The following is a 25,940-nucleotide window of genomic DNA, read 5'->3' as shown; positions in this document are numbered from 1 at the left end:
AACATGCGGTAAACTCTAGGTCGGGGCAGGTTTTTCGATATCGCGCAGAGCATAACGAAGAGACTCTGATCGCGGACCAGAGTCTTCTTGTCATTCCATAGGCCATCGCGGCAACGGCAAAAAAGCCGCGAAAATCGCGGCTTCGCAGCATGCTTCGTATTCAGTTGAACGCAAGAATGCCGGATGTTCGCGCTTAGGCTTGCTCCAACGATTCCGCGTATTTCTTGAAATTATCCAAGATCGCCTGCCAGCCAGCTTGCTGCATATCGACGGGATTCGTGCCCTCGGCTTCGAACGATTCGACGACCTTGGTCGTCTCGCCTTCCGCCACGAAGCTGATCTTCACTTGACGGCCGTCGCCGAGCGAATACGCAATGGTCTCATGCAGATCAACCACGTCGTAGGTACCGCCGAAGTCAAAGCCGAAGCTGCCGTCCTTCGCTTCCATGCGCGAGGAGAACGTGCCGCCGACTCTTAAGTCATTCTCGGCATGCGGCGTATGCCAGTCTTCGGAGGCGTTGTTCCATTGCTTGATGTGCGCCGGCTCCGTCCATACTTTCCATACGTGCTCGACTGGCTTGTTCACGATCGCTTCGACCGTAAGCGTAATTGGATTGCTAGTTCCCATGATTAAGCCTCCTTAGGATGGTGAAATCCAAGTTTGCCGCCACCCGCGGCAAACCCACTATTTACCTAAGCAACAGTATAGCATAGAAGGGGACAAGCGGGTTTCTTTCCTTCGCTCATTTTTCGTTAAGCCGACGATTCACGCACGTACGCCAAGCATGCGTTAGCATTCGGCGTGCTGTTTGATCGCGATGACGCGTATGCGGCTGATATCGTTGTGCCATTGTCCGTCGATCCGGAGCGAGGCCGCCGCTTCTGTCTCGAAGGACCGATAGATGGACGCCTTATCCGAAGGAGCGACGTCGCCGAAGAAGATCGCGTCGAAACTCTCGAGCCATCGCTTGATGCCGTCCGGATGGTTGTACGGCCGAAGCCGGTCGAATTGCTGGGCCAGCGCTACGCGAAATCCATGCCGCTCCAGCAATCCCGCATATTCGCCGATCGTCGGCAAATACCATGGATTCCGGCCCTCTGCCGAATAACCATGGGCCGTCAGCGCCCGTTCGATCGCCCCGGTCAATGCCGCCACGTTGCTGCTCCCGGCGAATTCGGCCACGAATCGGCCGCCTGTCCGCAGCGCGCGGCTGATTGTGCGGACGACGCCCTCCGCGTCCGGAATCCAATGAATCGCGGCATGGGAGAAGACCGCGTCGAAGCGTTCCTCCGCCTCGTAACGGCAAGCATCGGCGGTTTGGAATCTTAGCTCCGGATAGGTTTGCCGCGCCATCTCGATCTGTGCCTCCGAGTAGTCGATGCCGAGCGGGCTGGCGCCGGACGCCGCGATAACCGAGGTCAGCTTCCCGCTGCCGCATCCCAAGTCCAAGATCCTCTCCCCTGGTTGTGGATTTAACAAGGACAGGATCGTCCCCACCCCGGCATCGCCGAAATCAAGTTTAATCTCGTTGTTCAACGTTCTAATCTCCTTCGTCAGTCTTCTCGTGTAGTGTAGGATGATAAAGAAATTAATATTTAATCACAGACTTCATATATCTATAATAGCCACAAATAGAATCGTCTGTCAACTACGCACCGCATAGGTCGGTATTCCAACCCGGTCTACTTCGCCGCCTATCTGCTGCTGCCGTTGGAGTCGTAGGCCGTCGTTCGTAATCGCTCCAGGCACAGATATACTAATCGGATGACAGCATGCATCCGCTACAAAAAGGCCCCCTCCATATCCGGAGAGGGCTTCAAATATTTATTCGGATTTGAGACGAATACCTCTCAACAGCCGTTCGATCGGCTTCGAGCCGACCAGCAACCTGTAAAGGGTGAAACCCAGCATGCCGCCGAGTGTATTGGCAATCAGATCATTGATGTCGGTCATCCTGCCGTTGCCGACGGCGATCCGAATCGTCAATTGGATCAGCTCAAGGGCGAGGCTCGCGTAAAATGCAGCATATACGGTTTGACGCATGTTTTTGTAAGAAGAGCGAAGCAGCGGCAGGCCGAAGCCGAGCGGGACGAACATGACGATGTTAAGCAAGAAGGTCTTCGCGTCCAATGTTAGGATCGGTACCCATTGTATCGTTCGATACCAAGGCGTCTGATTCGCATATTCGCCGATGTTGACCTCGATCGGAAACAAAACGAAATGAAGCACTCCGATGGCGTATACGGTAAAAGCTGCCAGCAGCGTAAATTGACGGAACGAGAAGCGCTTGGTCAAGAATGTCTGTACCGCCGCGATCGAGAACAGCAGGATCGCTAACGGCAGCAGAACATGCCACGATTGAATTGTAAATAAAATAGACATCGGTCGGTGCATCCCCCTTCTTCCCACGAACGCCAGGGCAGCGAAGTCCAACTCCGCCCCCTGGTCCATGTATATCGGTTAACGGGCGGAAGGCAGCTCGATTGTGACCTCCAGTCCCTTCAAATATTGCGATTCTTCTACCTCTTCCGCGAAATCGTCTTCGATGTTGAACGGCTTCACGGTAAGGGAACCGTTCAATCCAGACGTGGTGGCGAACCGGCGGTCATAGACGATTTTGTTCCCTTCCACGATGCCTTCGCCGTTCAGCGCCGTTAATCTGCGGCCTTGGTCGTCGAAGACGGCGATCCCCACGCGGGTCAAGCGGCGTTGTTCCTTGTCGGTCAATTCGGAAGCGTGCTTGTATTCGAGCTCCGTCAAGATGCGGGTAGTCACGTCGGTGATGTCGACATTCGCAACCTGGAAGCGGAAGTCGTCGTTCTCCGTTATGGCGTTCGGGGCGATTTCGACGCCTGCCTGCGTCGTCTTCCGGAATGGGATGTCAACGTCGAATTCATGGTCAATCCCGTCGAGTTTGATCGTGACCGAAGCCTCGAACACATCGGGCGCTTCGCTTGCATTCGCGTACGGAAGCACCTGCTCGAAGACAAGCGTATTCGGGTATGCCTCGCCCGCTCCGCCGTAGAACAGCCCGCCCGCATCGTTCAAGCTTGACATCGCCGCCCCGGCGGACTCGCCCGTCAAGGAAACTTGATCGATCGCGCTGCTGAGCTTCATCGTCTTTCGTCCGTTGTCGTAGACGCCCTCCTTCAGGTTCGGCGCGTCGACGGTCAATAAGAAAGCCGCTCTCGTCCCGTCGTAGATCGTCTCCGTCACCTTGAGCTTCACATCCTCGTGCGATACCTCGCGATTCACGGATGCGAACAACCCTTGCTCCCCGGCAGCGCGCAGGCCCGAATCTTGCAAGGTGCTGAAAATGCTCCCGATCACCGGCAAATTGCGGATCGAGTCGGCCATCGCCGGCGACGCGAAAGCCGTTGCCAGTACTCCGATTCCGAGAATGCCCGCCGCCGCCGTTGATGCCGCCATCAAACGCAATCCGGTCCATTTCGTCCGGCCCTTTCGTTTCGCCTGATTTCCTCCGAGCTTCGCATAAGTCTCATCCAGCCGCGCTCGCACAAGCGGCGGAATCGCCGATTGAACGCTGCCCGCCTTCTTCAATTCCTGCTCGATATTAGATGCTGCCATAGCTCATCTTCCCCTCTCGAAATGTGGATAACGAACGTTGAAGCGTGTCTCTTGCCCGCAGCAAGCGCATTTTGGCCGCGCTCTCCGAAATATCCAGCGCGAGCGCCACTTGCCGAATCGGCAAATCTTCGTAGTAATGCAGAATAACGGCGATCCGTTGAGGTTCTTCCAGCCTATCGACCGCTTCCCGCAAATCGATCTTGGCATAATCGTCGGTTGGCGCGACAGCGTTCGTGGGTATTTCGGCCACCACGTCCGTGCGGGAGCGCTGGGCGATCAGGTTGCGACATTCATTGATTAAAATGCGGAACATCCACGTTTTGAAAAATTTCGGTTCCCGCAGCGACGTCACGGATTTATACGCCTTTATAATCGTTTCCTGCAGCGCATCCGCTACGTCTTCATCTTTGCTCAATATGGATTTCGCCATGGCATACAGCGAATTCTCCAGCTGCTTGACGAGATCGAGGAACGCATCCGCGTCGCCGTTCACCGCATTGGCAGCCAGTTTGGTCATGCTCATGTACCGTTCTCCTTTCTCGTGCTGATTGGGTGTTTCTATTAATTAGACTGGGCTGGGCAGGCATCCGGTCACTTTGGTTCATAAAAAAAATCGCGATCGCAAAAAACGGGTCGATTCGAATGGCAAACGCCTATCTCCTTCTAAACGATTCGGCACGTCATGAAGTCATGATACCATTCGGACGGCACAAAAAGGACAGCCGCATGTCGGCTGCCCGTTATTCCGCTTTGTTGGACGGTATGTGAACACTCCTACTAGTTGACCGATATATAAATAGCCACTTGGCTGTTCGCCAGATCTAACGCTCACTCACTTCATCGTAAGTGTAGGCGTCCGGCTCACCGGGAATCGTAACGCTCGCGCAGATTGGCCGCCAAACGCTCGACTTCGCCCGCCGGCGGTACAGGGAGCAAAGCCTCTTCGCCTCCGATCGCGAAAAGCACCTGCTTCAGCTCTTGGACGAATACGTCTGAGTCAATAGCTGTATCCTGGGCGCACTCGTCCAGACTTGCCATGCTTGTCGGCACGATTCTCGGATAGTCGAGCGCCTCGAGACCGCCAGAAGCGATCGCATAGAATCGCTCGGCGACGCCAGCCAGCTTCAGTCCGCTGCCGCCCGCGACGACGAATGCCTGCACGTTGACCGCGCGCACCTGACGCCGCTGCGCAATGCCGCAGAATTTGCGGCCGCCAACGGCAACATCGTACTCGCCGGGACAATAGGCGCCCGTGATTTCGCCCGCTTCCGCGCGCAGTCCCCATGCGCTAAGCGTAGTGGACAGCAGCCGCACCATCCGGAGGAAATCCGCCCGGTGCTCCATTTTGCCGGACGGATTGGGCAGCAGGAGCGTCACATTGACCACGCCTTCATCCAGCGGCACGAACGAGCCCCCCGAATTGCGAACGCCGACGGACCACCCTTCGGTTTCCAGCTCCCGAATCGCTTCCTCCGCATGAGGCAATCTGCGGTCCCGCGTGCCGAGCACCGCGCCGCGTCGATGCCGCCAGATATGCACGCCCGGCTTCAAGCTCCCCTGCCCGATCTCCCTCCCGAGCCATTCCTCGTAGGCGAACGGCAGCAGCACGTCGCCGGCAAGCGGATCGGCTGAGCGGTCCCAGATGAGGAAGGCCGGACCTGTTTCGGATGATGCGATAATTTCGTTCCACGCCTGTTGGCTGTTCATGGTTAAGCGATCCTTTCCGTTCGTGTAGTAAGCTGCTGCGTTTGTTAGTTTAACTATAAACCTTATTATCCGCGCTTGCACTAGTGACGGCGCCGAATATCTGCCGCAGCGCTGCCTGGGGATGCGTCGGCCGCAAGCCGAACCGAATGCCCCAATAATCCGTTAACTTCGGTTGAAATTCCGAGTTTCTGCGGATTAGACCGCACGTCGGCGCGCGTTGTCCTTATAATGAAGTTGATGTGCAGTCTAATATTGCGGAGGTACAAGCAATGGCCGACATAACGAGAATATTGGCAAGAGCGCAGCTTCTCGCGGAACGCGCCTCCGATGGCGAACGCGCCACGCGCGATTCCTCGACGCCGCTGACCCTCGCTAGTCAAAACAAGCTGCTCGTCGCGGCATGCTACCGCTGGGACGACCAATTGTTTCTTTATTATGAGTGCTTGCATGGATCGCTTGCGCCCGAGGAAGTGCTGCCCGAGTTATCGGCCTATTTGGAGGATTGGCCCGGTCAGAACCGGATACGCAAGTGGGTTCCGATGATCGACGTGTTCCATTTCAACGCGCCGGCTTCGCTTGCGCATTGGCAGCGCAGGACGCCGGTCGAGCGGAGAGTCGGCCGCATCGCCCATCTTCTGCCGGATATGGCCGCCAGCTATATTTACTACCACTATCAGCTTCAGGAGGAACGCGCTTTCCTCGGACCCAAGTACGAAATCATCGCCATGCATGAGAACGTATTGTTCGGTTATCAGGAGTTCCCGGCCGTCGTGGAAGAGCCGGCGCTCCCCAAGAAGCTGACGACGAGCGGCACGCCCGCGAATTGGAACGATAGCCGGATGGATATGCACTTCCAGCCTTGGCCGGATGGCCATCTGTACTTCAAGCCGGCGCAGGAACTATTCGCCTATACGTCGAAGGAATACGTGTCGCGTCATGACGCGGACATGGATGAATGATCGAAGATGAAGCAAACCTGCCAGGCCTACATAACCAGCCAATTCAAGGAGGTTGTTCGAAATGACCGTTGGCGTATTAGCCCATTTGTTCGGAAGTTTGCCTTACCGGGAGCTCGCCCAGAAGGTCGGCGCAGCCGGTTTTCGCCATGTGCAGCTCGCGTTGTGGAAAGCCGTAAGCGACATTGATTTCTCGCGCCCCGGCCAGTTAAGCCCGGGTCTGGCCGCTTCGATCGCCGAAGAATTCGCAAAGCGCGATGTGCGGATTTCCGTCTTGGGCTGCTATCTGCATATGTTCGACCGCGACGAGGAACGCCGCCGGGTGAATATCGCGCGATTCAAGGAGCTGCTGCGCTATGCGCCCCTGCTCGGGTGCCCGACCGTCGCCTTCGAGACGGGCGTCAATCCGGGCGGCGACTACACGGAGCAGGATTGGACGACGATGCGCGAGACGCTCGTGGATTTGGCCGAGGAAGCGCAGCGTTGGGGCACGTTCATCGGTCTAGAGGCGGCGAACGGCCATCTCGTCGGAACGGCGGCGCAGCTGCATCGCATGCTCGAGGAGGTACCCTCGAGCTCGATCGGCGTCGTGCTCGACCCGGGCAATCTGCTGAACGATGACAATTTCGGCCAGCAAGACCAGGTGATCGAAGAAGCGTTCAGCCTGCTCGGCAGCCGCGTGATCGCCTGCCATGCGAAGGACCGTCTTCCCGGTCCGGATGGCCGCCTTATCACCGCCGCGGCCGGGCAAGGCCGGATGAATTACGCGCTGTATATGAAGCTGCTGCGCCAATACAAGCCGGGCGTCGACATCATTATGGAGGAAGCCTCCGTCGCCGACATGGCCGCGGTGAAAGCATTCCTCGACCAGGAATACAGCCGAAACGACGACGAACATGCCGCCTCGTTGAACTGAAGCAAGCTCTGCGGCGAACCAAGCAAGGCCGTCCCGCGCGTCATCCTAGATGACGCGCGGGACGGCCTTTTCGTGCTACAGATTAGTTCGCGATCAAGCTACAACAGCAAGATCGTCGCCCCGATCATCGGCGTGACGACCATGCATATCTTCAGCCAGGCGACCGGCACGCGCTTCGTGAATTTCGCGCCCACGTAGGAGCCGGACATCGTGCCGGCCACGACCGCGAGGAGCAGCGGAACATCCAGGTAACCCAGCGTGAAGTAACCCGCCCCTCCGGCCAATGCGATCGGGATGATGACGAGCATCGTCGTACCGGCCGCATAACGCATCGGCAAGCCGAGCAGCAGCATCAAGCCCAGCTGAATGAACGGCGTGGAACCGATGCCGAACAAGCCCGACAGCGCCCCGGTTACGCCTCCAACCAGCACCGCATTGACCGCGTACGGCCACGTGAACGCCACCACGGGGACGCCGGCTTCTGCAGCTTTATTCCCCATGTAGGCCATTCTGAACCATAACGCAAGTCCGGACGCGAACAGCATGCCGGATGTCATCCAGCCAAGCTTCTCCTCCGGAATGAACGAAGACCAACCAGAGCTGAACCAAGCTCCCAATGCGCCGGAGACGCCGACGAGGAGGCCGGTCTTCAGCACCATGTTGCCTTCGCGGTAATGGCTGACCGACCCGGATAACGAAGAGAAGAACATGGCGGCGAGCGCTGTGCCGAGCGCCGTATGAATCGGATAGCCGAACACGACGGTCAGAATGGCGATGATAAATCCGGAGCCGCCCGCGCCGACGAAACCCAGGAGCAGTCCCAGTAAAACCATGACGAGCGAAATCTCGATCAGCTGCATGCTTCCGCCCTCCATACCTGGTGAGCAACAGCCGCCCCGGCCGGCGCCGGCAGGTCGTCGCCCACGCGGCATTGACGGTCCAGCACCATCGTGGCATGCTTCGCCCCGTACGTCGGCCAATCCGGAAGCCCGGGTACATTCGGATTACCCGTCATCGCGAAAGCGACCCACGCCGCCCTCATGTGACGCGCCAAGGGATAAAGCTCGGGGGCGACCGCATACGGATCGTCCGGATTGGCCGGCAATTCCCCGTCATGCTTGCCGTTGATCAGGCTGCCCTCGTAGCCATGGATCGCGCCGAGCGAGCCGCCGCCGCGGAGCCGGTACATCCACGTCCGGGCGCCTGCGTCGGAAGCTGCCGCCGCGAACTGGATGGCGCCGATCGTATACAGATGCTCGGATAACGTCCGGCTCCACGCGGCTTCGGAAGACATGATGTCCGCGTAACGCAGGAAGCTGGCCCACACGAGCGGCGCGTTCGCGCCGAACAGCCGGTCGGCAATATCCGGCGACGGGGGCGTGAGCAGCGGATCACCTTGGATGAAACTCGCCGCTTCGTCCTCGTTCGTCCCGATAAGGAGGGCCGGCGCGCTGCCCATTCGACCCAAGCTCCCGAGCGGGTCAATCGGGATGATTCGTCCGTCCGCAACCGGTCCGAACATGTGCAGGCTTCGCGAGGTGTCATAGCCGATCGCCGATTGCGCCTCGATCAGCCGCTCGGCCGGCAGCTCCAGCAGACGATCCGCCTCGGCGCGAGTCAGGTCCAATTCGTCCAGCAGCCGCAGCGCCGTCACGTTCGCGGTAGTCCGGTCGCGAATCGATTGCGTGGCGCCGCTCTGGGCGATCGCGCCGTGAAACCATCCGCGTGCGGCCTCCATGACGTAGAGCGTGGCCGTGCATTTGGCGCCGGCCGAGTTGCCGATTACCGTAACCCGGGACGGATCGCCGCCGAAAGCCGCGATGTTCCGCCGCACCCATTGCAGAGCGGCGACGATATCGAGCATTCCGTTGTTGCCCGACGCCGCGAACGTTTCGCCCAGCAGATCGCCTAAATAGAGGAAGCCCAGCGCGCCAAGCCGATAGTTGATCGACACGTACACGAGGCCGTCCTCTGCCGCGTAACGGAGACCGTCGCATTCCGCCCCTTTGCCGGAGACGAAGCCGCCGCCATGAATATAGACCAGGACGGGCTTCGGCTCATCGGCCGGACCTGTCGTCCATACATTAAGGTTCAAGCAATCCTCGGATTGCGGGAGCTCGGGCATGAAGCCGTTCGGGTCGCGCTTCTGCGGAGCGATCGGACCGAATTGATCGCATAGCCGGATGCCCGGCCAGGGTCGAACCGGCGTCGGCGCCTTGAACCGAAGCTCGCCTACAGGCGGAGCCGCATACGGAATGCCGCGGAAGACAAAGGCTCCCTCCAGCTCGACGCCTCGCGCCAAACCCGAACAAGTCTGTACAAGCATGGTCATCTTCTCCTATTTATCGGTGTTGTGACCATTATAGCGTTGATTCGACATGAACCCTAATATATATTTATTTATATTTGTCATAACTTTCAGGTTATATCGAGAACAACAAGGAGGCACTCGGATGGAGCTGCTGCAGTTGAAGTATTTTCAGACCGCCGCCCGGATGCAGCATATGACCAAGGCCGCCCACAGCCTCCATATCTCGCAGCCCGCGCTGAGCAAGATGATCGCCTCGCTTGAAGCCGAGCTCGGCACGAAGCTATTCGAGCGCACGAACAAATCGATTCGGTTGAGCGAGCACGGCAAGCTGTTCCTGCGCCATGTGGATACCGCGCTGCAGTCGCTGGAGGACGCCAAGCGCAAGCTGCAAGACGAGCTCGGCGATTCGCCCCCTCTGATTACGCTGGACGTTCGCGTCTCCTCGCACTTGCTTCCAGAACTGCTGGCCGAGTTTCGCAAGGAATGGCCGCAAGCGCAGTTTCACCTGCTGCAGCATGCCGCGCACGCGGATGATGGCGCCCCGCAGTTCGATCTGTGCCTGTCGGACGGAGCAGCCCCTCCGACCGACGCGTCCGTCATGCTGCTGGAGGAGGACATTGTCGTCGCCGTACCGGCCGGGCATCCGTTCGCCCACCGCGCAGAGGTCAGCCTGAAAGAGCTGAGGCAGGAAAGCTTCATCACGCTGCCCCCCGGCTCCTCGCTGCGCGAGACGACGGATGCGTTCTGCCGCCTGGCCGGCTTCTCGCCGCGCATCCGGTTCGAAAGCGACGATCCCGCCACCGTGCGCGGCCTAATCCGCGCCGGACAAGGCGTCGCATTCCTGCCTGCTATCACGTGGGGCGGCTCAACCGGTCCCGATGTCGTACAGATCAAGCTGAAGGAGAACTACTGCAGACGCTCGATCTCGCTATCTTGGCCGGATGAACGCTATATGACGCAGGCCGTCTCGAAGTTCCGGGATTTTACGATCCGGTATTTCGCGAAGCTTGCGGAACGTCATTGGCCAAGCAGCGATACATCACCCTCTAGCGACAAGCCGGTCTCGAGTACGTAAATTGCCGCCCTGCCGCGGCGACGGCGGTAATTCTTGAAGAGCGGTTAAAGAATCACTTAACAAGAATAGCCGCATTCTAAAGAAAAGGCATTTCGGCGATCTTCGCCGGAATGCCTTTTTGGCATTACGAGTCACGTTGGCGTACCGTCTCCCTTTCCCTATTCCGATCGCTTCACTTCCGTCGGATCGAGCCACACCCGGTTGAAATCGATCCAGCCAAGCGAATTGAACCGCACGCCTTTGACCGCCGGATGAATGTACGTCGTCAGCTTCTTGTGCAGCAAGAACAGCAGATGCGCTTCATCCCGCAGACGCTCCTCGATTCCGCGCAGGACGCCGGCGCGTTCTTGCTCTTCGGGCGTCGATAAGGCCAGATCGACTTGCTTCCTGACCCACATTGCCAGGGCAGGATCCATATAAGCCGGAATAAAACCACCCGGCTGCTCGTAGACCTCGATGACGTCCGCTTCCCCATCCCCCAAGCCAACGCCGTATAATAGGCAATCTTCGTCTGCGGTCGCCTCTTTGCGCCTGATCGACCGCCATGTTTCCAGCCGAATGCGTACCGGTATGCCCGCTTCCGCGCACCGATCGCGAATCCACTCCGCATCCCGCTCGTGAATGCTGTACGTCACCAGCGAGATCGGCTCCCCGGCATAATCCGCTTCGGCCAACAACCCGGCGGCCAGCGCCGGATCATGATCGTCGACGACGTCTTCCCCGGTCTTCGGCACGCGGAATCCGGACGCCGGCAATCCGCGCTGTACGGCGGTAAGCCGAAGCATGCCGCCTCGGTCGAGCACATGATCGACGGCCTTGCGAAAGGCAAGATGGCGGTGCGGTCCGTCCTTGCGCATATTCCAAGCGAGCACGGTGCAGCCCTGCCACAGCTTCTCTTTGCGGACCCAACCGGTCTCGGGCGGCTTCTCCACCAGCTCGTGGTCCATGAGCAGCTGCCCCCAATTGCGCGACCTGTCGGAGATCGGCAAATCGTCGGGAAGCAAAATCAGCTCGACGAGATCCAGATGCGGGCGCCCTTCGAAAAACTCCGGATGCGCTTCGAGTACGATGCGATCCTCGGCCCAGACGGAGAGTCGAAATGGCCCCGACCCGACGGGCAGCCGCCAAAATCCCGGCTGCTCCAAGACGAGTTCCTTGGGCACGATCGACATGGAGGTGGCGCACAGCAGCCGCGGCAGCATGAAATTCGGCTCGCGGAGTTGAAACCGGACGACCCGCGGACCGATCGGCACGATCTCGAGCAAGCTGCGAAATAACCAATTTTCCGGTTGGGATGCGCGCTGTCTCTCAATGGAGAACGCGACGTCGTCGGACGTCAGCTCGCGGCCGTGGTGGAAGCGGATGCCTTTGCGCAGATAGAACGTCCAGACTTTCCCGTCCTGCTCGAACTTCCAATCGTGCGCGATGCCCGGCACGACCCGATTCGAGTCGATATCGAACCGGACCAGCCGGTCGAATATCTGCCGGATCAGATGCGAATCGAATACATAGAACGCCTCCGCTGGATCTAGCGTAATGACCGACCGATAAATCGGCAGCCGGAGCATGTCCATCCCTGCCTGAGCGCCGTCCTCCTGATGAAAACCGAATCGTCCGCTCAGCCACTCCATGAACTTGCGGTTCGCGCCGGTATGCCGGCCGTATCGTTCCAGCAGCTCGATCGCAGCTTTATACGCGCCGCCTGATGCCCGCTTGATCGCCAATTCCAGCAAGTAGCTTTCCAATTCCATGCGGAAAGCAATCCGGGAACGATGTCCGCGCCCCAACCCCGCTTGCCATCGGATTAGCCCTTCCTCCTCCATTCTTCGGATGATGAGCTTCACGTTGCGTCTCGAGCAGTTCCACAGCTCCGCCAGCTCGTCCAGCGTAATTTCGTATTTCTCCCCGATCGACTGATCCCGTGTGCACGATTCGTATAATTGCACATACCGCTCTTCTAGAACCATTTGCGTTCCCCCTGGAGAAGTCCATATCATCTGCCCGCGGCACTATCTCTCAACAGTATACCTCCTTGGATCAAAAGGGGAAGACTATTTTTTCGCGTGCGGCACGGTGTTCCTTTTAAGCCCCTTATCGCTTGTATGATCAAATGGCGTCAATACCCGAAACACGACTAAATTAACCTAAAAATATACAACGAAATCCAAAATTTCGGCCCTAGTAACGTTCGCTTTCTTGCTTTACAGTAAAATCCAGCACCAGGATGATACATTTCGGATCAGTCTCACTTACTAAGAAACGAGGTGGTGCCGCCAACCGTACGCAAGCCCTATTCCCGAAAAAAGGATGCGTAACCGATGGAATTTTGCTGGAATTTGAACGGTGAAGATTACGCCGACATTGTAGATCAAACGAAGAAGGCGGATGGGAATCAATTCGACGCCGCATTGATCGTCAGCCTGCAGCAAGCGATGGATCCTTGGATTCTCGCGACCCGGCTGGCGGATTCGACGAACCGGCTGCGGTTCCTCGTCGCGCAGAATACGAACTCGGCGTATCCGGCCTACACGGCGAAGTCGGTCAATACGCTCAACGCGATCGCCGGCAACCGCATTGATCTGAATATCGTGACGGGAAGCTCGCATCTGGAATTAAGCAAGGAGGGAAATATTGACGCACATCACGACCGGTACCGGCGCACGGAGGAATTCGCCCGCATTCTCGGCCAAGCCGGCGACGAATCGATAACCCACGAAGGCGAGTTCTATCGCCTTCGCCAGTACCGCGTAAGGCCGCAAGCGCCGCCGCCGCGCTTGTTCGTGGCTGGCAGCTCTCCGGAGGCGGTCGCGATCGCGGCGCGGCACGCCGACTTCAGTATCGTCTATGCATCCGACTTCGAGTCGACGGGCAGCGTCTTCGCCGAAGCCAAACGGCAGGCGGAGCGCTTCGGTCGAGCAATTCGCTGCGGCCTGCTGATCGACGTCATCGCCAGACCCACAGCCGAAGCCGCGTGGCATGCCGCCGAGTCGCTCGGCGCGCGCTTCAGCCGCACAGATAAGAAAATGAAAAGCCTGCTTCTCAAACATGTCGATTCCGTCGGCATCGCCGAGCATCGGCGGCTGCTGGCCTATTCGAATTACCGGGTCGACCGCCATCTGTGGTCGGGCATCGCGCAAGTGAGCACCGCCCACGGTCTGTCCATCGTCGGCAGCTATCGCGACGTCATCGACACCATTCGGCGTTATCACGAACTGGGCGCCGATTACTTCCTGCTCTCGGGCATGGCCGGCGACCGCGAAATCGAGCGAATCGGCCAGTATGTCCTGCCCGTGCTCAAGACAACCGATCAGGAGGTTACGCTTTGACGCAAGAGGTGACATTCGCGAGACCGGAGCTGTTTTCGTCCGGCCGAAACGTGATGGATTGCACGGAATATTTGATCTGTTCGTCCCTTCAGACATCCGGCTTGCCGTTCCATTGGCTATTCTCCGACAGCTGGGGATTCGTTTATCGCTCCCTCTCGGATTTCAGCGCGCTGCCGCCTGGCGAAGCGCCTCCTTTCTGGACGAACTTGGAGAAGCTCTACGGCGTGCGGCGCATTGAACACGAGGGCCGCTCGCTGAAGGAGTTGGCCGAGGATATCGTGCTAGGACGCGGTTCGACGATCGTGTTGACCGGCGATATTTGGCACATTCCGTGGTCGACGATCTGTTACCGGGAGACGCACAACAACCACGACATTCTAATTACCGCTTACAATCCGGCTTCGCATGAGCTGTATGTCGTCGATTTCGTACCCGAACATGCCGGATGGGTCGATTACGAGGTTGTCGACGCCTTCTTCTCCGGCGGGGCCGAGCTCAACGGCCGCACCTACGGCTTCGAGCTCACCGCCCCCTCGCTGCGCGCCGACGACGAGACGTTGTTTCGGCAGCTGAACTTCGCGCGGACCAAGATGGCTTTCGCCGTCAAGGGACTGGAGCGGATGCATGGCGACCTTGCCCGCGAGCGCGATTGCACGCGACTGGTCGATGCGTGGTGGGATCCGATGAGACCGATCGTCGCCTATCGCGAGAGCTTCCTGGAATTCGTCCTGTTCATGCAGCACCTGTCGCTCCCCGGCGCGCGGGCGCTTGTCCAAGCGGGCACGGCGGACACGCTGGCGAGCTTGGCGAGCAAGTGGTTCTCGCTGCGCAACAATTTGAAGAAGCTCCAAATGAAGGGCGCCGTTCCAGCGGAGCAAATTCGCTCAAGACTCGCGCCGATCATCGAGCTCGAGAAGCGCGCGCTAGCCGATCTGACGGACCTGCTCGGCCCTGAATCCGTCAAGGAGGCGAGTCTATGACGACATTGAACGCGCATGCGATTCGACTCGAGCCGTATTTAAACAGCAAGGGCGTCTCTTGGCCGGAGCTGGACATTTGGGGCTGCATGGAGCATACGCAAACCAGCCTGCCCGGCATCCACCTACCGAATGAGGAGACGATCGAATGCGAGCGCATCCCGTTCTTCTTCCCGAGAACGGATACGGCCGGCGATGACCACATCAGCTGCGAAGGTCAGACAGTTCGCGTGAACGGCAGCATGCCCTATCGCCGGCTGGCGCTGCTCGGCGTATCCACCTGGGGCGATTACGAAGACGAGGTGACGCTCGCTTATGACGCCGGCGGCCGGCTCGTCTGCAAGAAGGCCAAGCTCGGGCTCTCCGATCTGTGCAGGCTGTGGGACCATCGTCAGCTGAGCTATGGCGAGCGCATCGGTCTTCGCTTCCCGTTCTATTGGCAAGGCACGCGCGCGGTTCATTTCCCGGTCGGCATTTGGCTGCAGACGCTGGAGCTGGACGCAAGCGCCACCTTGCGAACGATGCAATTGCCGGACAATCCGTACATGTACATTTTCGCCATGACGCTTGTCTAAATTCTCTTCTTATTATCCAATGATCGACGCTAGGAGTGATCGCGATGAACGAAATGAAGACGGATACGATCGAAACCATTAAGCGGGTACTTGCCGAGGTGCGCAAAAACCCCGATTTGGCCGCTGCGATGACGCCATCCACCGACATTGTCAACGACATCGGACTCGATTCGCTGCAAATGATCACCTTTATTCTCAGCCTGGAAGATGCGTTCTCGCTGGAAATCGATTTCGAGACATTCGATTTCGACCACCTCGCCTCGATCGCCAAGCTGAGCGACTATATCGCCGGACGGATGAAGGAACATGTATGACGGCCCCTGCGCGACGGTTGCCGCAGGAACGTTCGACGCCGAAGGATTCTGGCGCGATCCGAACGCGAGCCAGCTGCCGTTCGTGCCGGACAAGGAACGCGCCTTCATCGCGAGCGCCATGGACGAACTGCTCTTCCCGCTCTGCGGCGAGGGCGGCACGCTGCTGACGCGCTTCGGCTTCCACGAGGCGCAGCACGACTACTTGCGGCGGCTTGGTTTTCGCTTCGAGACGAATCATGCGCCGCTCGCGCCCAACGTATACCGCGGGGACGCATCGCCTAATCTATTCGAACTAGCGTTGACCGAAGAAGCAGCTCCCGTCGTCGAGCGCCTGCTGGCGAACGGCTCGGACCTGAGCGCCTATGCGGTTATTCCCCATTGCGACCGGTTCGCGCAACGCCATGGGCTGAGGACGGCGATGCCGGACTACGAGATTGTTCGTCATGTCAATTCCAAGATCTATTCCAATGCGCTCTACGAGCGGCTGGGCCTCCAGACGCCGGGTACCGTCGCATACGGCGCCGAGCAGCTCGCGAGCATTGGCGAACGAATGCTGGACAACGGACCGTTCTTGATCAAAGATCCGTACGGCGTATCCGGCAAAGGCAACATGCTGATCACGACCGCTCCGCTGCTGCGGCGCGTCGTCAAGCACGTGAGCAGCCAAGAGCGGCAAGGGCGCGTCACCTGCTTGCTGCTGGAACCGTTCTTGCAGAAAGAGCAGGATTTCTCCTGCCAATTCGCAATCGGCGCGGACGGCGAATGGACGCTCGTCTCCGTGCAGCTCATGCGCAACGACGGGCTCGCTTATCTCGGATCGGTCACGGCCGATCGGGCTTTCCTCGATCGTATGGAATCGATCGGTTATTTCGATCTCATGGAACGCACCGGACGCGAACTATCCAAGGATGGCTATTACGGCAGCGTGTGCATCGATTCGATGCTGCTGGCGAGCGGCGAGCTCGTGCCGATCGTCGAAGTGAACGCGCGGCAATCGATGGGATTCATAAACGCGGCGCTTGACCGTCATTTGGCGGCGATGGGGCTGCAAGGCGGCTTGACCTTCCTGTCCGTCGGTTACGAGCGCGAGCTCGATTACGCGGGATGGCTGGCGGAACTGGACGAGGCGGCGCTGCTGTTCATGCCGGGTCGCGAATGCGGCATTCTTCCGATATCGGCCAATGCGCTCAGCCTCGCTTCGAGAATCGTGGGCGAGGCTGAGCCGGAATCGACGGGCCGATTGTTCAAGGGCCGATGCTACGTGTCCGTCGCCGCCCGCGATCATGAGGAGCGTGCGCGCCTGCTGGCGCGGTTCCGCGAACATCTGCTGGCGCGGCGCTTCGCGATCTACAATTGACCCGCATGGGAGGCGGTCTTGTGTCCAACACGATTACCCTGCTCTGCTCGGGCGTCGCGCTTGGCGTGTATATACCGGCGATCCAATTAAATTACCAGCTTAGGCAACGCGGTCTTCACACCGAGGTCGAAGTGCTGGAGAACTACCTCGAGGATGCGAAACGCGGCAAGATCGGCTCCACCAAACGCGAGTTCCATAACAGCTTCAAGTTCGCTCTGAAGGGACAGAAGCTCGCGCTCGCGACCGATTTCCGCAGCAGTCTGGACGCACTGGCGGTGGATGCCTTGCTCGCACGATGGCATGCCGGCAAGCGCCGGACGTTCATGGTGTTCTCCGGCTTCTGGCTTCCGATCGTCGAGCAGTACAAGGACGTGTACGGCCTCGCCGACGTACAGGTCGATATTATCCATATCGACTCCGACTATTCGCCCTCCTTCCAGAACTACCTGGACCTGTGCGAGCGGAGCAGCAACATCTGGCTGTTCCATGCCGATAGCGGACGATTGCTGAACCGAATCAATGTCACCGACGACGAGCCGGTTCCGTTCGCCTCACGTCGGCGCAGCTGTCTCATTCACGGCGGAGGCTGGGGCATGGGCACGTATCAAGCCAAAATCCCCGAGCTTCGCGAGGCGGGAGTTTCGCTTGATATCGTGACTTACTACCCCGAAGAAGCGGAGAACGGCCAAGAAGGCGAGCGCTTTTTCCTCGTCGATCCCGACTGGTCGCCTTGGCGGCCGGACGAACGCGGCGAGTACATCTTTCCGCCGTTCGCGGAGATCGAGGCCGGCAAGCTGCCCCGCTTCTTGAACGACGCTCGCTACCCTTTGCTCTTCGACGTCGCCCGCCGCGATTTGGCGATCATCAGCAAGCCGGGCGGATCGACGCTCGTCGATTCGCTCTCCGCCGCCACGCCGATCGTGTTCCTCGAACCGTTCGGTCCGCACGAGCAAAAGAATGCCGATTTATGGATTCGGCACGGCTTCGGCATCGCCTACGACGATTGGCGCCGATCCGGATTTTCCACCGCTATTCTAGAGGAGTTGCATGCGAACTTAGCACGGGAGCGAAATACATTGCACGATTTGGGGAGGAATTATCATGCAGCCGAAGACAGAAGTCCGGTTTGACCGCGAATCATTCGAAAGGATCAAGCGCACGGTGAAGAACATGTCGGTCGCCAGCCGCCAGCGGGAGATGAACCGAACGTTCGCGACCGCGATTCCCGAGGAGATCGGCATCAAGCTGAATAATGGCTGCAACCTGCGCTGCAAGCACTGTTTCGAATGGAACGCCGACGGCTTCCACCACGATATGGAACGCGCCGAGAAGAAGCGCGAAGTCGACATCGAGCTGGTCGAGAAGATTCTGATCGAGACGCGGCCGGTCAAATCCAAAGTGTTCTTATGGGGCGGTGAGCCGCTCTATTACAGCAAATTCGACCAGGTATGCGATCTCCTCGAGCAGGATCCACGTTGGACGACGTGCTGCACGAATGCGATTCAGACGGAAGAGAAGATGGATTCCATCCTGAAGATTTCGTCGAACTTGGCGATGCTGCTCAGCCTGGAAGGGTTCGAGCAGGAGAACGATGCCATTCGCGGCAGAGGTACGTTCAAGAAGGTCATGCATGCGACCCATCTGCTGCTCGATTTGCAGCGCAAAGGCATTTACAAGGGCAAAGTATCCATTCACTTGACGATCAGCGACGCGATGGTGCCGAAGCTGTACGATTTCCTCGAATTTTTCGAAGAGCTCGGCGTCGATTCGGTCTACTTCACTTTCCCATGGTATTTGCCGGACGACGTGTCGGACCGCATGGATACGTACGTGCACGAGAACTTTCAGTGGCTGTCCAACCGCATCAGCAGCCATAAAGCAAGCTGGCATTCGTTCAAATACAACATCTCGCCTTCCATGATCGACCCGCTGATCGAGGAGATGAAGCGGATCAACGCCCGGGCGTGGAAGATCCGTCCTCGCTACCAGCCGGCGCTGGAGACGCACGAGGTGCGCGATTTCGTGCTTGGTAAGGAGAAGCCCGCGCAAAACCGAACGCAGTGTCTGGCCATCTCCACGCGCATGGATGTCATGCCGAGCGGCGAGGTCAGCACGTGCAAGCTGTTTCCCGAATTCGCCGTCGGCAATCTGTCGGCGAGCAGCGTCCAGGAGGTCTGGCATAATGAAGGCTTCCAGGATGTTCGCGAGAAGCTCAGCTGCGGCTTGATGCCCGTCTGCTCCAAATGCGTCCTGCTGTATTTGAACGGCCGATAACGAAGAAGGAGCTTAAACCGCCACGATGAAGAGCCGAATGCTATCGATCGGGCTGCTCGGATGCTCGCATATCGCGCAGGCATCCATTCTCCGGCCCGTACAAGAACTCGAACATATGCGCGTGGCGGCCGTCGCGGGCCGGGATTCATCCAGAGCCCGCGATTATGCCGCCGAACATGGCATCCCCCGCGCGCACGCAAGCTATGACGACCTGCTGCGGGATGCGGATATCGACCTCGTCTATATCGCCCTTGCCAATCATGCGCACAAGGAATGGGCCGTGCGCGTCGCGCAAGCCGGCAAGCATCTGTTGATCGAGAAGCCGATCTGCCTCACCGCGCGCGAGCTGGCGGACATTCAGCAAGCCTGCCGCGACAACGGGGTTCTCTGCCACGAAGCGATCATGGTCCAGCATCATCCGTGGCAGCGGCGCGCCAAGGAGCTGATCGACTCCGGCGAATATGGCCGACTGATCGCGCTGAAGACGCATATCTCCCACCCCATGCGCCATGCCGACAACTATCGCTTCTATCCGGAGCTAGGCGGAGGCGTCTTCCGTGACGAAGGGCCATATTGGCTGCAATTCGTGCAAGCCGTCGCCGGTCTCGCGCCGGTCACGTACGAAGGCCGGTCGGATTTCGCTGGTCCCCATGGCAGCGACTGGCGTTTCGACGCCTCCCTCTCGCTGCCGAGCGGAGCGGCCGCCTCGTTCCATGCGTCGTTCGACGAGCCGTATCAAGCTACGCATTGGATCGAGCTGGAGCAAGCGCGAATTCGCGTGAAGGATTTCTTCCGCGCGCGGCTCGGCCGTTTCAAGATCACGCTCGATATTCTTGGATACGACGATACGCGCATCGGCAAGATCGAATTCGAGCCGCAGAATTATTACGAGAACCAACTGACGTTCTTCGCCGACGTGATCGCCGGCCGCAGGCCGGGCGTACCCGACGCGCAAGTGCAAGAGCGAACCCGCCTATTCGAGGCGATCTACCAATCCGCTGCCGCCAAGGAGGCTCTATGATTGCCATCCAAGTCGATCAACTATCGAAATCTTACCCCTACTACACCAAAGAGGCAGGATTGAAGCATTCGCTCCGCAACCTGTTTCGCCGCGAGCGCCTTGAGAAAGACGCGGTCAAAGGCATCTCGTTCGCGATCGAGGAAGGCGAGATGGTCGGGTTCCTCGGTCCGAACGGCGCCGGCAAGACGACGACGCTGAAGATGCTCGCCGGCATTCTGCATCCGTCCTCCGGGTCGGCTTCCGTCCTCGGCCACGTGCCTTGGGAGCGAAGCAAGCGGCTGAAAATGCAGTTCTCCATCGTGATGGGACAAAAAAACCAGCTGTGGTGGGACCTGCCCGCGAACGAGTCGTTCCTGCTGAACCGATATATGTACGAAATCGACGAGCAGGCCTACCGCCGCACGCTCGACGAATTAACCGAGCTGCTCGACGTCAAGGAGCTGCTCGGCGTGCAGGTACGCAAGCTGTCGCTCGGCGAACGGATGAAGATGGAGCTGATCGCGTCGCTGCTGCACCGGCCGAAGGTCGTATTCCTCGACGAGCCGACGATCGGACTCGACTTCATGTCGCAGAAGAAGATCCGCGATTTCCTGAAGTATTACAACCTGGAAACGAACATGACCGTCATTTTGACGAGCCACTACATGAACGACATCGAAGACTTGTGCAAGCGATCGATCATCATTAACAACGGACGCCTCGTGTACGACGGCGAGCTGCGCAGCGTGAACGAGATCGTGAACGAGAAGAAGCTGCTGAAGCTGAAATTCGAGGAACCCGTCGGCCGCGAGCAGCTTGCCCGCTTCGGCATCGTCAAGGAATACGAGATCGTGCAAGCGACAATCGAAGTGGAGCGGGAGCTGCTGAAGGCATCCACCGCCAAAATTCTGGAGCAGCTGCCGGTGCTCGACTTGAATATCGAGGATATTCCGATCGAAGAAGGCATCGCGCGCTTATATCGCAAAGGCGGGACCGAGCATGAACGCGTGGGCTAAGTATGCGAAATCGTTCCAGATGGGCTTCCAGAATTCGCTCGAATACCGGCTCGACTTCATGCTGAGCTTGGTCAGCGCCGTCTTCCCGGTCGTGATCCAATACTTCCTGTGGACGGCGATCTACGAGAGCTCGCAGGAAGGCGTCGTCTACGGCTATACATACAGTCAGATGATCACGTACACCATTCTCGCCGCGGTCGTCACCAAGTTGATCGGCACGGGCTTCGAATACGACGTGCTGGACGATATCAAGAACGGCGGGCTGAACAAGTTCATCGTCAAGCCGATCGGCTATTTCTTCTACCGGGCCGCCTGCTTCTTCGGGAGCAAGCTCATGTTCTTCCTCATCTCCGGACTGCTGATCGCCGTTGCGCTGGCCACCTTGCAATTCTACGTCGGTCTCTTGATCAGACCGTCCAACATCGCGCTCTTCGCGCTTGCCGTCGTATTCGCGCTTGCGCTGAACTTTCTCATTTTCTTCTGCATCGGCACCGTGTCGTTCTGGCTGACGGACGTGTATCATCTGTTCGAAGCGGCGCGCATCGTGATCATCGTCGTGAGCGGCGGCATTTTCCCGACCGATATTCTCGGACCGGTCGTCGGCAGAGTGCTTGATTGGCTCCCGTTCGCCTACACGATCAATTTCCCCGTCGACGTCATGAACGGGCGGCTCGGCTTTGCGGGCATAATGGAGGGGCTGGCGCTGCAGCTCGTTTGGATCGCGGTGCTGACGGTCATCGCGAACTTGCTGTGGCGGCGGGGCATGAAGTCGTATTCGGCGGTGGGAGGATGAACATGCATCGATCGGAATGGCGGCGCGAACTGCGCAAACACCTGAACATCTACGGCCTGTTCATCAAGAACGGCCTCATCGCGCAGTTGGAATTTCGCGCCAACTTCGTGACCGGCATCGTGGTGGAATGCGGCTATTTGCTCGCGAAATTGCTCTACGTGCTCGTCGTCTACCGGACGGGCGTGACGATCAACGGCTTGAAGCCGGATTCGATTCTCATGTTCGTCGGCACGTATACGATGATGACGGGTTTGTTCGTCGGCTTGTTCATGACCAATTTCATGAATCTGTCCCAGCATATCCGTACCGGCTCGCTGGATATTCTCATGACCAAGCCCGTGTCGCTGCAATTTATTACGACGCTGCGGCATGTGGATATCGGCATGCCGCTGCCGAACCTGCTGGGAGGCGCCGTCATGGTCGGCATTGGCTGGCATCGAATGGGCATCCCGTTCGATATCGGCAGCTTGGCAAGCTTCGCCGGCTATATGGTCGGCGCGGTTGCGCTGACCTACGCCCTCTTCCTGCTTCCCGAGCTGCTGGCGTTCAAATTCGTCAGCACGCGCGCGTTGACGGAGATTTCCCACGCGCTGTGGGACTTCAACAATATGCCGATGGGCATCTATCATACGTGGGTGCGGCGGATCGGCGTGTTCGTCCTGCCGATCTTCCTGATCACCAATTTCTCTCCGCTCTTCGTACTTGGCCAGTTAAAACCCGCCTATATCGCATGGGGCATCGCAGCGCCGATCCTCTTCCTGGCGCTCAACCGGTTTCTGTGGACGCGCGCCGTGAAACAATATGCGAGCGCGAGCAGTTAACGGTCCGTTCCGATGAGCGGCATTAAAGACAAAAGACGATCCTAAGCGCAGGATCGCCTTTTTTTGTAATCTACGAATAGAAATCCAAGTCTCGCCGGGCTGTCGTCGACGTGATGCTCCATTGCTGACGAACGCCTATTCGCGATGGCTGAACGGAATTGTTCAGCCAACGGGGCGCGGCGTCTCCGCCAAAGTCTCGAAAGCCGCCTCCAACTTCTCTTCCAGAACGGCATTCGCTTTCATCCACTGCGAAAGCTGCTGCAGCGCGCGCTCCTCCTTCTTCGCGGCGCGCACGCCGTAGTGCTTGATCAGCAGCTTCTGCACGACGTCCCAATCCTTCGTCAGCTGTTCGCTTATCCGCCATATTCGTTCGATCGCCTGGTTGAGCGAAGACTCGGGACAGCGCAGAAGCAGCAGAGCGGTCGTCTCGCACAAATAATGCCGCGCATAATAAATCGTATCCAGCCGCTGGAATAACGGACTTGCCCAGAAGTCGAATACCTGCTCGAACTCCTCGGCCAGACTGGCCGAATCCCGGATCGCGGCGGCTATCGCGTGAAGAGCTTCGGCATTCCGGTTCTCAAGATATCGCGATGCGATGCGGCCGATCAGTTCGGTCGGCTCGAGCTCGACCGGGTCATGCCGACTTACGGTGATCAACCCGCCGCGGTTCCCATTCCGAAAATGATCGAACGGCAGTCGTTCCTGCCCGGAGCTGAAGGTCGGATCGATGCATACAAGCGATTGACCCTCCTCCTCGATGCCTACAACGAGACAGATATGCTCGCCATGCACTTGTTGATACGCGGTCTTGTTGCCCCAAGGATTCCAGTAGGCATCGAACTCGATGGCCACGGGACGTCCTTCCGCGAGCTCCGACCGAACGACCGCAAGGGCTTCGCTTGAATCCGCGCAGCTTCGCTGACGCAGCTCCATTCCGGTAAATCGGAATAACCAATCCAACGACGTGCGTTTTTCCGTGTGTATGGCTGCCCCCAGCAGCCGTCCCGGTTCCGGCTCGAACCGGACGTTCAGCGATTCCGCGAAAAGATAGACGTATTCCCGCTCCCAATAAGTCGCAACCGATATGATCAAATCTTGAAAACATGTCGTGCTGATCCCCCGAATCGGAACGATCGGTATCATCATCAGCTTCCTCTCCCTTGCCGTTGGTATCGTCCTAATTCCTGCTCTGCCTCACCTCCTTTGCTTCACTGCCGGTATTTAATATGCGTGCGCCCAGGTCTGGAATCGCGAACGCTCCGTATGCGATTTCAGTCAAATCTGTTAATCGTTGTAAGCGCGGCAGACTAATTATAGAGGCCGTCCACCGCCATGGATAGAGGGTGTTTTTGTCGAATGATGTCGGGTCGGCGTCATTCCCTTCTCCCCTCCTAATAAAAAACCTCCGTTCCCTTTCGGAAACGGAGGCTTGTGCTTCAACCCATCCTTTACGACTTGAGCTCGCGCAGCACGTCTTGCAAATACTCCCACGTCCGCTCGACGGACGAAATGGACAAATGCTCCTGCGGCGTATGGAGCTCATACAGATTCGGGCCGAACGAGACGGCGTCGAGATCGGGCATTTTCTCGATGAGCACGCCGCATTCAAGTCCAGCATGAACCGCCTTGATTTCGAGCGGACGCCCGTAGCGGCGTTCGTACGCCTTCTCGCAGACCGGTCGAAGCTTCGAATCCGCGCGGTACGGCCATCCGGGGAAATAATCGTCTTGGCGGAATTGGCATCCGGCCGTCTCGGCCAGCGTTGACATGATCCGCAGTACGTCGAAGGTCTGTGACCGGAGCGAGCTGCGCGCCAAGCTCTGCATGACGACCTTCTCCTCGGTGGTCGCGACGACGCCGAGATTGGACGACGTGCAAACCAAATTCGGGATCGCTTTGTCCATGCTTAAGACCCCGCTCGGGATGAGCGTCAGCAGCCGGATGACGGCCGCCTTCGTCTCCTCCGCGAAGACGCGTCCGGCCGCTGCCGGATGAGCCGATTCATCGATGCCCGGCGCGATCGCGACCGAGACGCCGCTGTCGCTCGCCTCGAACTCGCTCCGCAAAATCGCGTTCAGCTCGGCGATTCCCGCTTCCGCGATCGGCAAGTTGTCGGCGTCCAGATAAAGGGCCGCTTCCGCTTCCCTTGGAATCGCGTTGACCTTCGCCCCGCCGGTCACGCCCGCGAGCGCGAAGCTCGTCTGGCGCCGCAATTCGTCCAATACTCGGCCGAGCAGCTTGTTCGCGTTGCCGCGCTCATGGATAATATCGTCGCCGGAATGACCGCCCTTCAGTCCTTTGACGCTGATCGTGTACGGCTGGCCTTCGTTCGGGTCGCCCCCCCGCCAGCGGATCGGCACCTCATGGTACGTATTGACGCCGCCGGCGCTGCTGACGAACAGGATGCCTTCGCGGTCCGAGTCGAAGTTGATCATCATCCGGCCCTTAAGCGGCGATGGGTCGAGATGGAAGGCACCGCCCATGTTCGTCTCTTCCTCGGTCGTGAGCAGAATCTCAAGCTCCGGATGCGCCATGTCCGGCGTATCGATGATCGCCATTGCCGTGGCGACCGCAATGCCGTTATCCCCGCCGAGCGTCGTGCCCTGCGCATACAGCAGATCGCCATCCAGGCGGAATCGGATCGGATCATGCGTGAAATCATGCTCCGTGCCCTTATTCTTCTCGCAGACCATATCGAGATGGCCTTGGAAAATGACCGGCGGCGCCGCTTCGTACCCGGGCGCGGCCGGCTTGCGAATAATGAGCGTATAGCGGTCGTCCTGCAGCACCTCGCAATTACGCTGCCGGGCGAATTCGGCGACATAATCGCTGATCGCTTTCTCGTTGCCGGAGCCGCGCGGAATCGCGGACAAGCGTTCGAAGTGACGCAGGACTAGGCTGTCGCCCGTGTAGACGGGTTGTTCATTCAT

The 25,940-nt window shown here is 58.6% G+C and carries 25 protein-coding genes; 14 read left to right on the top strand and 11 right to left on the bottom strand.

The genetic code is table 11. The features are described 5' to 3' along the window. Positions 1-193: 193 nt before the first annotated feature. The 6 genes from ACFSKT_RS01725 to ACFSKT_RS01700 form a co-directional block, all read right to left on the bottom strand. Positions 194-628 (bottom strand): SRPBCC family protein, encoded by a 435-nt coding sequence (locus ACFSKT_RS01725; RefSeq protein WP_377720079.1) that lies wholly within the window; start codon positions 626-628, stop codon positions 194-196. Positions 629-790: 162 nt separating this feature from the next. Continuing rightward, on the bottom strand, positions 791-1,537 hold the full coding sequence (locus tag ACFSKT_RS01720; protein WP_377720078.1) for a class I SAM-dependent methyltransferase: 747 nt from the start codon (positions 1,535-1,537) through the stop codon (positions 791-793). A gap of 288 nt (positions 1,538-1,825) precedes the next feature. Further along, positions 1,826-2,383 carry a VanZ family protein gene (locus tag ACFSKT_RS01715; protein ID WP_377720077.1) on the bottom strand — a complete coding sequence of 186 codons (558 nt, stop codon included), beginning with the start codon at positions 2,381-2,383 and terminating at the stop codon, positions 1,826-1,828. Positions 2,384-2,461: 78 nt separating this feature from the next. Beyond that, a complete protein-coding gene (locus ACFSKT_RS01710) occupies positions 2,462-3,589 on the bottom strand; it encodes a DUF4179 domain-containing protein (RefSeq protein ID WP_377720076.1) in 1,128 nt (375 codons plus the stop codon). Continuing rightward, positions 3,576-4,112: a sigma-70 family RNA polymerase sigma factor gene (locus ACFSKT_RS01705; RefSeq protein ID WP_377720075.1), complete on the bottom strand. Its 537-nt coding sequence runs from the start codon at positions 4,110-4,112 to the stop codon at positions 3,576-3,578. Before ACFSKT_RS01705 ends, ACFSKT_RS01710 begins: the two co-directional genes overlap by 14 nt. Before the next feature lie 338 nt (positions 4,113-4,450). Then, positions 4,451-5,296, bottom strand: a complete 846-nt coding sequence (locus ACFSKT_RS01700) for a lipoate--protein ligase family protein (protein ID WP_377720074.1) — start codon at positions 5,294-5,296, stop codon at positions 4,451-4,453. 269 nt (positions 5,297-5,565) lie between these two features. Between ACFSKT_RS01700 and ACFSKT_RS01695 the strand changes: the two genes are divergently transcribed. Together ACFSKT_RS01695 and ACFSKT_RS01690 are read left to right on the top strand one after the other, a co-directional pair. Then, the gene (locus ACFSKT_RS01695) at positions 5,566-6,255 is read left to right on the top strand and encodes a hypothetical protein (RefSeq protein ID WP_377720073.1); all 690 of its coding nucleotides are present in this window, start codon (positions 5,566-5,568) and stop codon (positions 6,253-6,255) included. Positions 6,256-6,316: 61 nt separating this feature from the next. Beyond that, positions 6,317-7,168 carry a sugar phosphate isomerase/epimerase family protein gene (locus tag ACFSKT_RS01690; RefSeq protein ID WP_377720072.1) on the top strand — a complete coding sequence of 284 codons (852 nt, stop codon included), beginning with the start codon at positions 6,317-6,319 and terminating at the stop codon, positions 7,166-7,168. A 98-nt stretch (positions 7,169-7,266) separates the two neighbouring features. Here the strand turns inward: ACFSKT_RS01690 and ACFSKT_RS01685 are convergent, their stop codons facing one another. After that, positions 7,267-8,028, bottom strand: a complete 762-nt coding sequence (locus ACFSKT_RS01685; protein WP_377720071.1) for a sulfite exporter TauE/SafE family protein — start codon at positions 8,026-8,028, stop codon at positions 7,267-7,269. Further along, positions 8,019-9,494 carry a carboxylesterase/lipase family protein gene (locus ACFSKT_RS01680; RefSeq protein WP_377720070.1) on the bottom strand — a complete coding sequence of 492 codons (1,476 nt, stop codon included), beginning with the start codon at positions 9,492-9,494 and terminating at the stop codon, positions 8,019-8,021. The genes ACFSKT_RS01685 and ACFSKT_RS01680 overlap by 10 nt, the downstream gene beginning before the upstream one ends. 127 nt (positions 9,495-9,621) lie before the next feature. On the opposite strand from ACFSKT_RS01680, the gene ACFSKT_RS01675 reads away from it, so the two are divergent. Beyond that, a complete protein-coding gene (locus ACFSKT_RS01675) occupies positions 9,622-10,554 on the top strand; it encodes a LysR family transcriptional regulator (RefSeq protein WP_377720069.1) in 933 nt (310 codons plus the stop codon). A gap of 158 nt (positions 10,555-10,712) precedes the next feature. On the opposite strand, the gene ACFSKT_RS01670 is transcribed toward ACFSKT_RS01675, so the two are convergent. After that, on the bottom strand, positions 10,713-12,521 hold the full coding sequence (locus tag ACFSKT_RS01670; protein ID WP_377720068.1) for an ABC transporter substrate-binding protein: 1,809 nt from the start codon (positions 12,519-12,521) through the stop codon (positions 10,713-10,715). A 351-nt stretch (positions 12,522-12,872) separates the two neighbouring features. Between ACFSKT_RS01670 and ACFSKT_RS01665 the strand changes: the two genes are divergently transcribed. Genes ACFSKT_RS01665 through ACFSKT_RS01615 form a run of 11 tightly spaced genes read left to right on the top strand, consistent with a single transcriptional unit; the run spans position 12,873 to position 23,007 of the window. After that, positions 12,873-13,880 (top strand): LLM class flavin-dependent oxidoreductase, encoded by a 1,008-nt coding sequence (locus tag ACFSKT_RS01665; protein WP_377720067.1) that lies wholly within the window; start codon positions 12,873-12,875, stop codon positions 13,878-13,880. Beyond that, positions 13,877-14,860, top strand: coding sequence for a cysteine peptidase family C39 domain-containing protein (locus ACFSKT_RS01660; RefSeq protein ID WP_377720066.1), 984 nt, complete (start codon positions 13,877-13,879; stop codon positions 14,858-14,860). Before ACFSKT_RS01665 ends, ACFSKT_RS01660 begins: the two co-directional genes overlap by 4 nt. Next, positions 14,857-15,432 (top strand): hypothetical protein, encoded by a 576-nt coding sequence (locus ACFSKT_RS01655; RefSeq protein WP_377720065.1) that lies wholly within the window; start codon positions 14,857-14,859, stop codon positions 15,430-15,432. The genes ACFSKT_RS01660 and ACFSKT_RS01655 overlap by 4 nt, the downstream gene beginning before the upstream one ends. A 44-nt stretch (positions 15,433-15,476) precedes the next feature. Then, entirely contained in the window at positions 15,477-15,746 is a 270-nt protein-coding gene (locus tag ACFSKT_RS01650) for an acyl carrier protein (protein WP_377720064.1), read from the top strand. Next, entirely contained in the window at positions 15,739-17,103 is a 1,365-nt protein-coding gene (locus ACFSKT_RS01645; RefSeq protein WP_377720063.1) for an ATP-grasp domain-containing protein, read from the top strand. The genes ACFSKT_RS01650 and ACFSKT_RS01645 overlap by 8 nt, the downstream gene beginning before the upstream one ends. 20 nt (positions 17,104-17,123) lie before the next feature. Continuing rightward, positions 17,124-18,233, top strand: coding sequence for a hypothetical protein (locus ACFSKT_RS01640; protein WP_377720062.1), 1,110 nt, complete (start codon positions 17,124-17,126; stop codon positions 18,231-18,233). Beyond that, a complete protein-coding gene (locus ACFSKT_RS01635; protein ID WP_377720061.1) occupies positions 18,205-19,377 on the top strand; it encodes a radical SAM protein in 1,173 nt (390 codons plus the stop codon). The genes ACFSKT_RS01640 and ACFSKT_RS01635 overlap by 29 nt, the downstream gene beginning before the upstream one ends. A gap of 25 nt (positions 19,378-19,402) precedes the next feature. Then, complete coding sequence (locus tag ACFSKT_RS01630; protein WP_377720060.1) at positions 19,403-20,398, top strand: Gfo/Idh/MocA family protein; 996 nt, start codon at positions 19,403-19,405, stop codon at positions 20,396-20,398. Then, positions 20,395-21,393 carry an ABC transporter ATP-binding protein gene (locus ACFSKT_RS01625; RefSeq protein WP_377720059.1) on the top strand — a complete coding sequence of 333 codons (999 nt, stop codon included), beginning with the start codon at positions 20,395-20,397 and terminating at the stop codon, positions 21,391-21,393. Before ACFSKT_RS01630 ends, ACFSKT_RS01625 begins: the two co-directional genes overlap by 4 nt. Next, positions 21,377-22,186 carry an ABC transporter permease gene (locus ACFSKT_RS01620; RefSeq protein ID WP_377720058.1) on the top strand — a complete coding sequence of 270 codons (810 nt, stop codon included), beginning with the start codon at positions 21,377-21,379 and terminating at the stop codon, positions 22,184-22,186. The genes ACFSKT_RS01625 and ACFSKT_RS01620 overlap by 17 nt, the downstream gene beginning before the upstream one ends. A 2-nt stretch (positions 22,187-22,188) precedes the next feature. Beyond that, complete coding sequence (locus ACFSKT_RS01615; RefSeq protein WP_377720057.1) at positions 22,189-23,007, top strand: ABC transporter permease; 819 nt, start codon at positions 22,189-22,191, stop codon at positions 23,005-23,007. A gap of 162 nt (positions 23,008-23,169) precedes the next feature. Here ACFSKT_RS01615 and ACFSKT_RS01610 read toward each other — a convergent pair whose 3' ends face one another. Next, complete coding sequence (locus tag ACFSKT_RS01610; RefSeq protein WP_377720056.1) at positions 23,170-24,156, bottom strand: BtrH N-terminal domain-containing protein; 987 nt, start codon at positions 24,154-24,156, stop codon at positions 23,170-23,172. Between the two features lie 302 nt (positions 24,157-24,458). After that, entirely contained in the window at positions 24,459-25,940 is a 1,482-nt protein-coding gene (locus ACFSKT_RS01605) for an aminoacyl-histidine dipeptidase (RefSeq protein ID WP_377720055.1), read from the bottom strand.

Source organism: Paenibacillus xanthanilyticus (assembly GCF_042682185.1).
GTDB lineage: Bacteria > Bacillota > Bacilli > Paenibacillales > Paenibacillaceae > Paenibacillus_Z > Paenibacillus_Z xanthanilyticus.
Note: the sequence above shows the minus strand (reverse complement) of the source record. Positions and strands in the feature narration are given on the sequence as shown.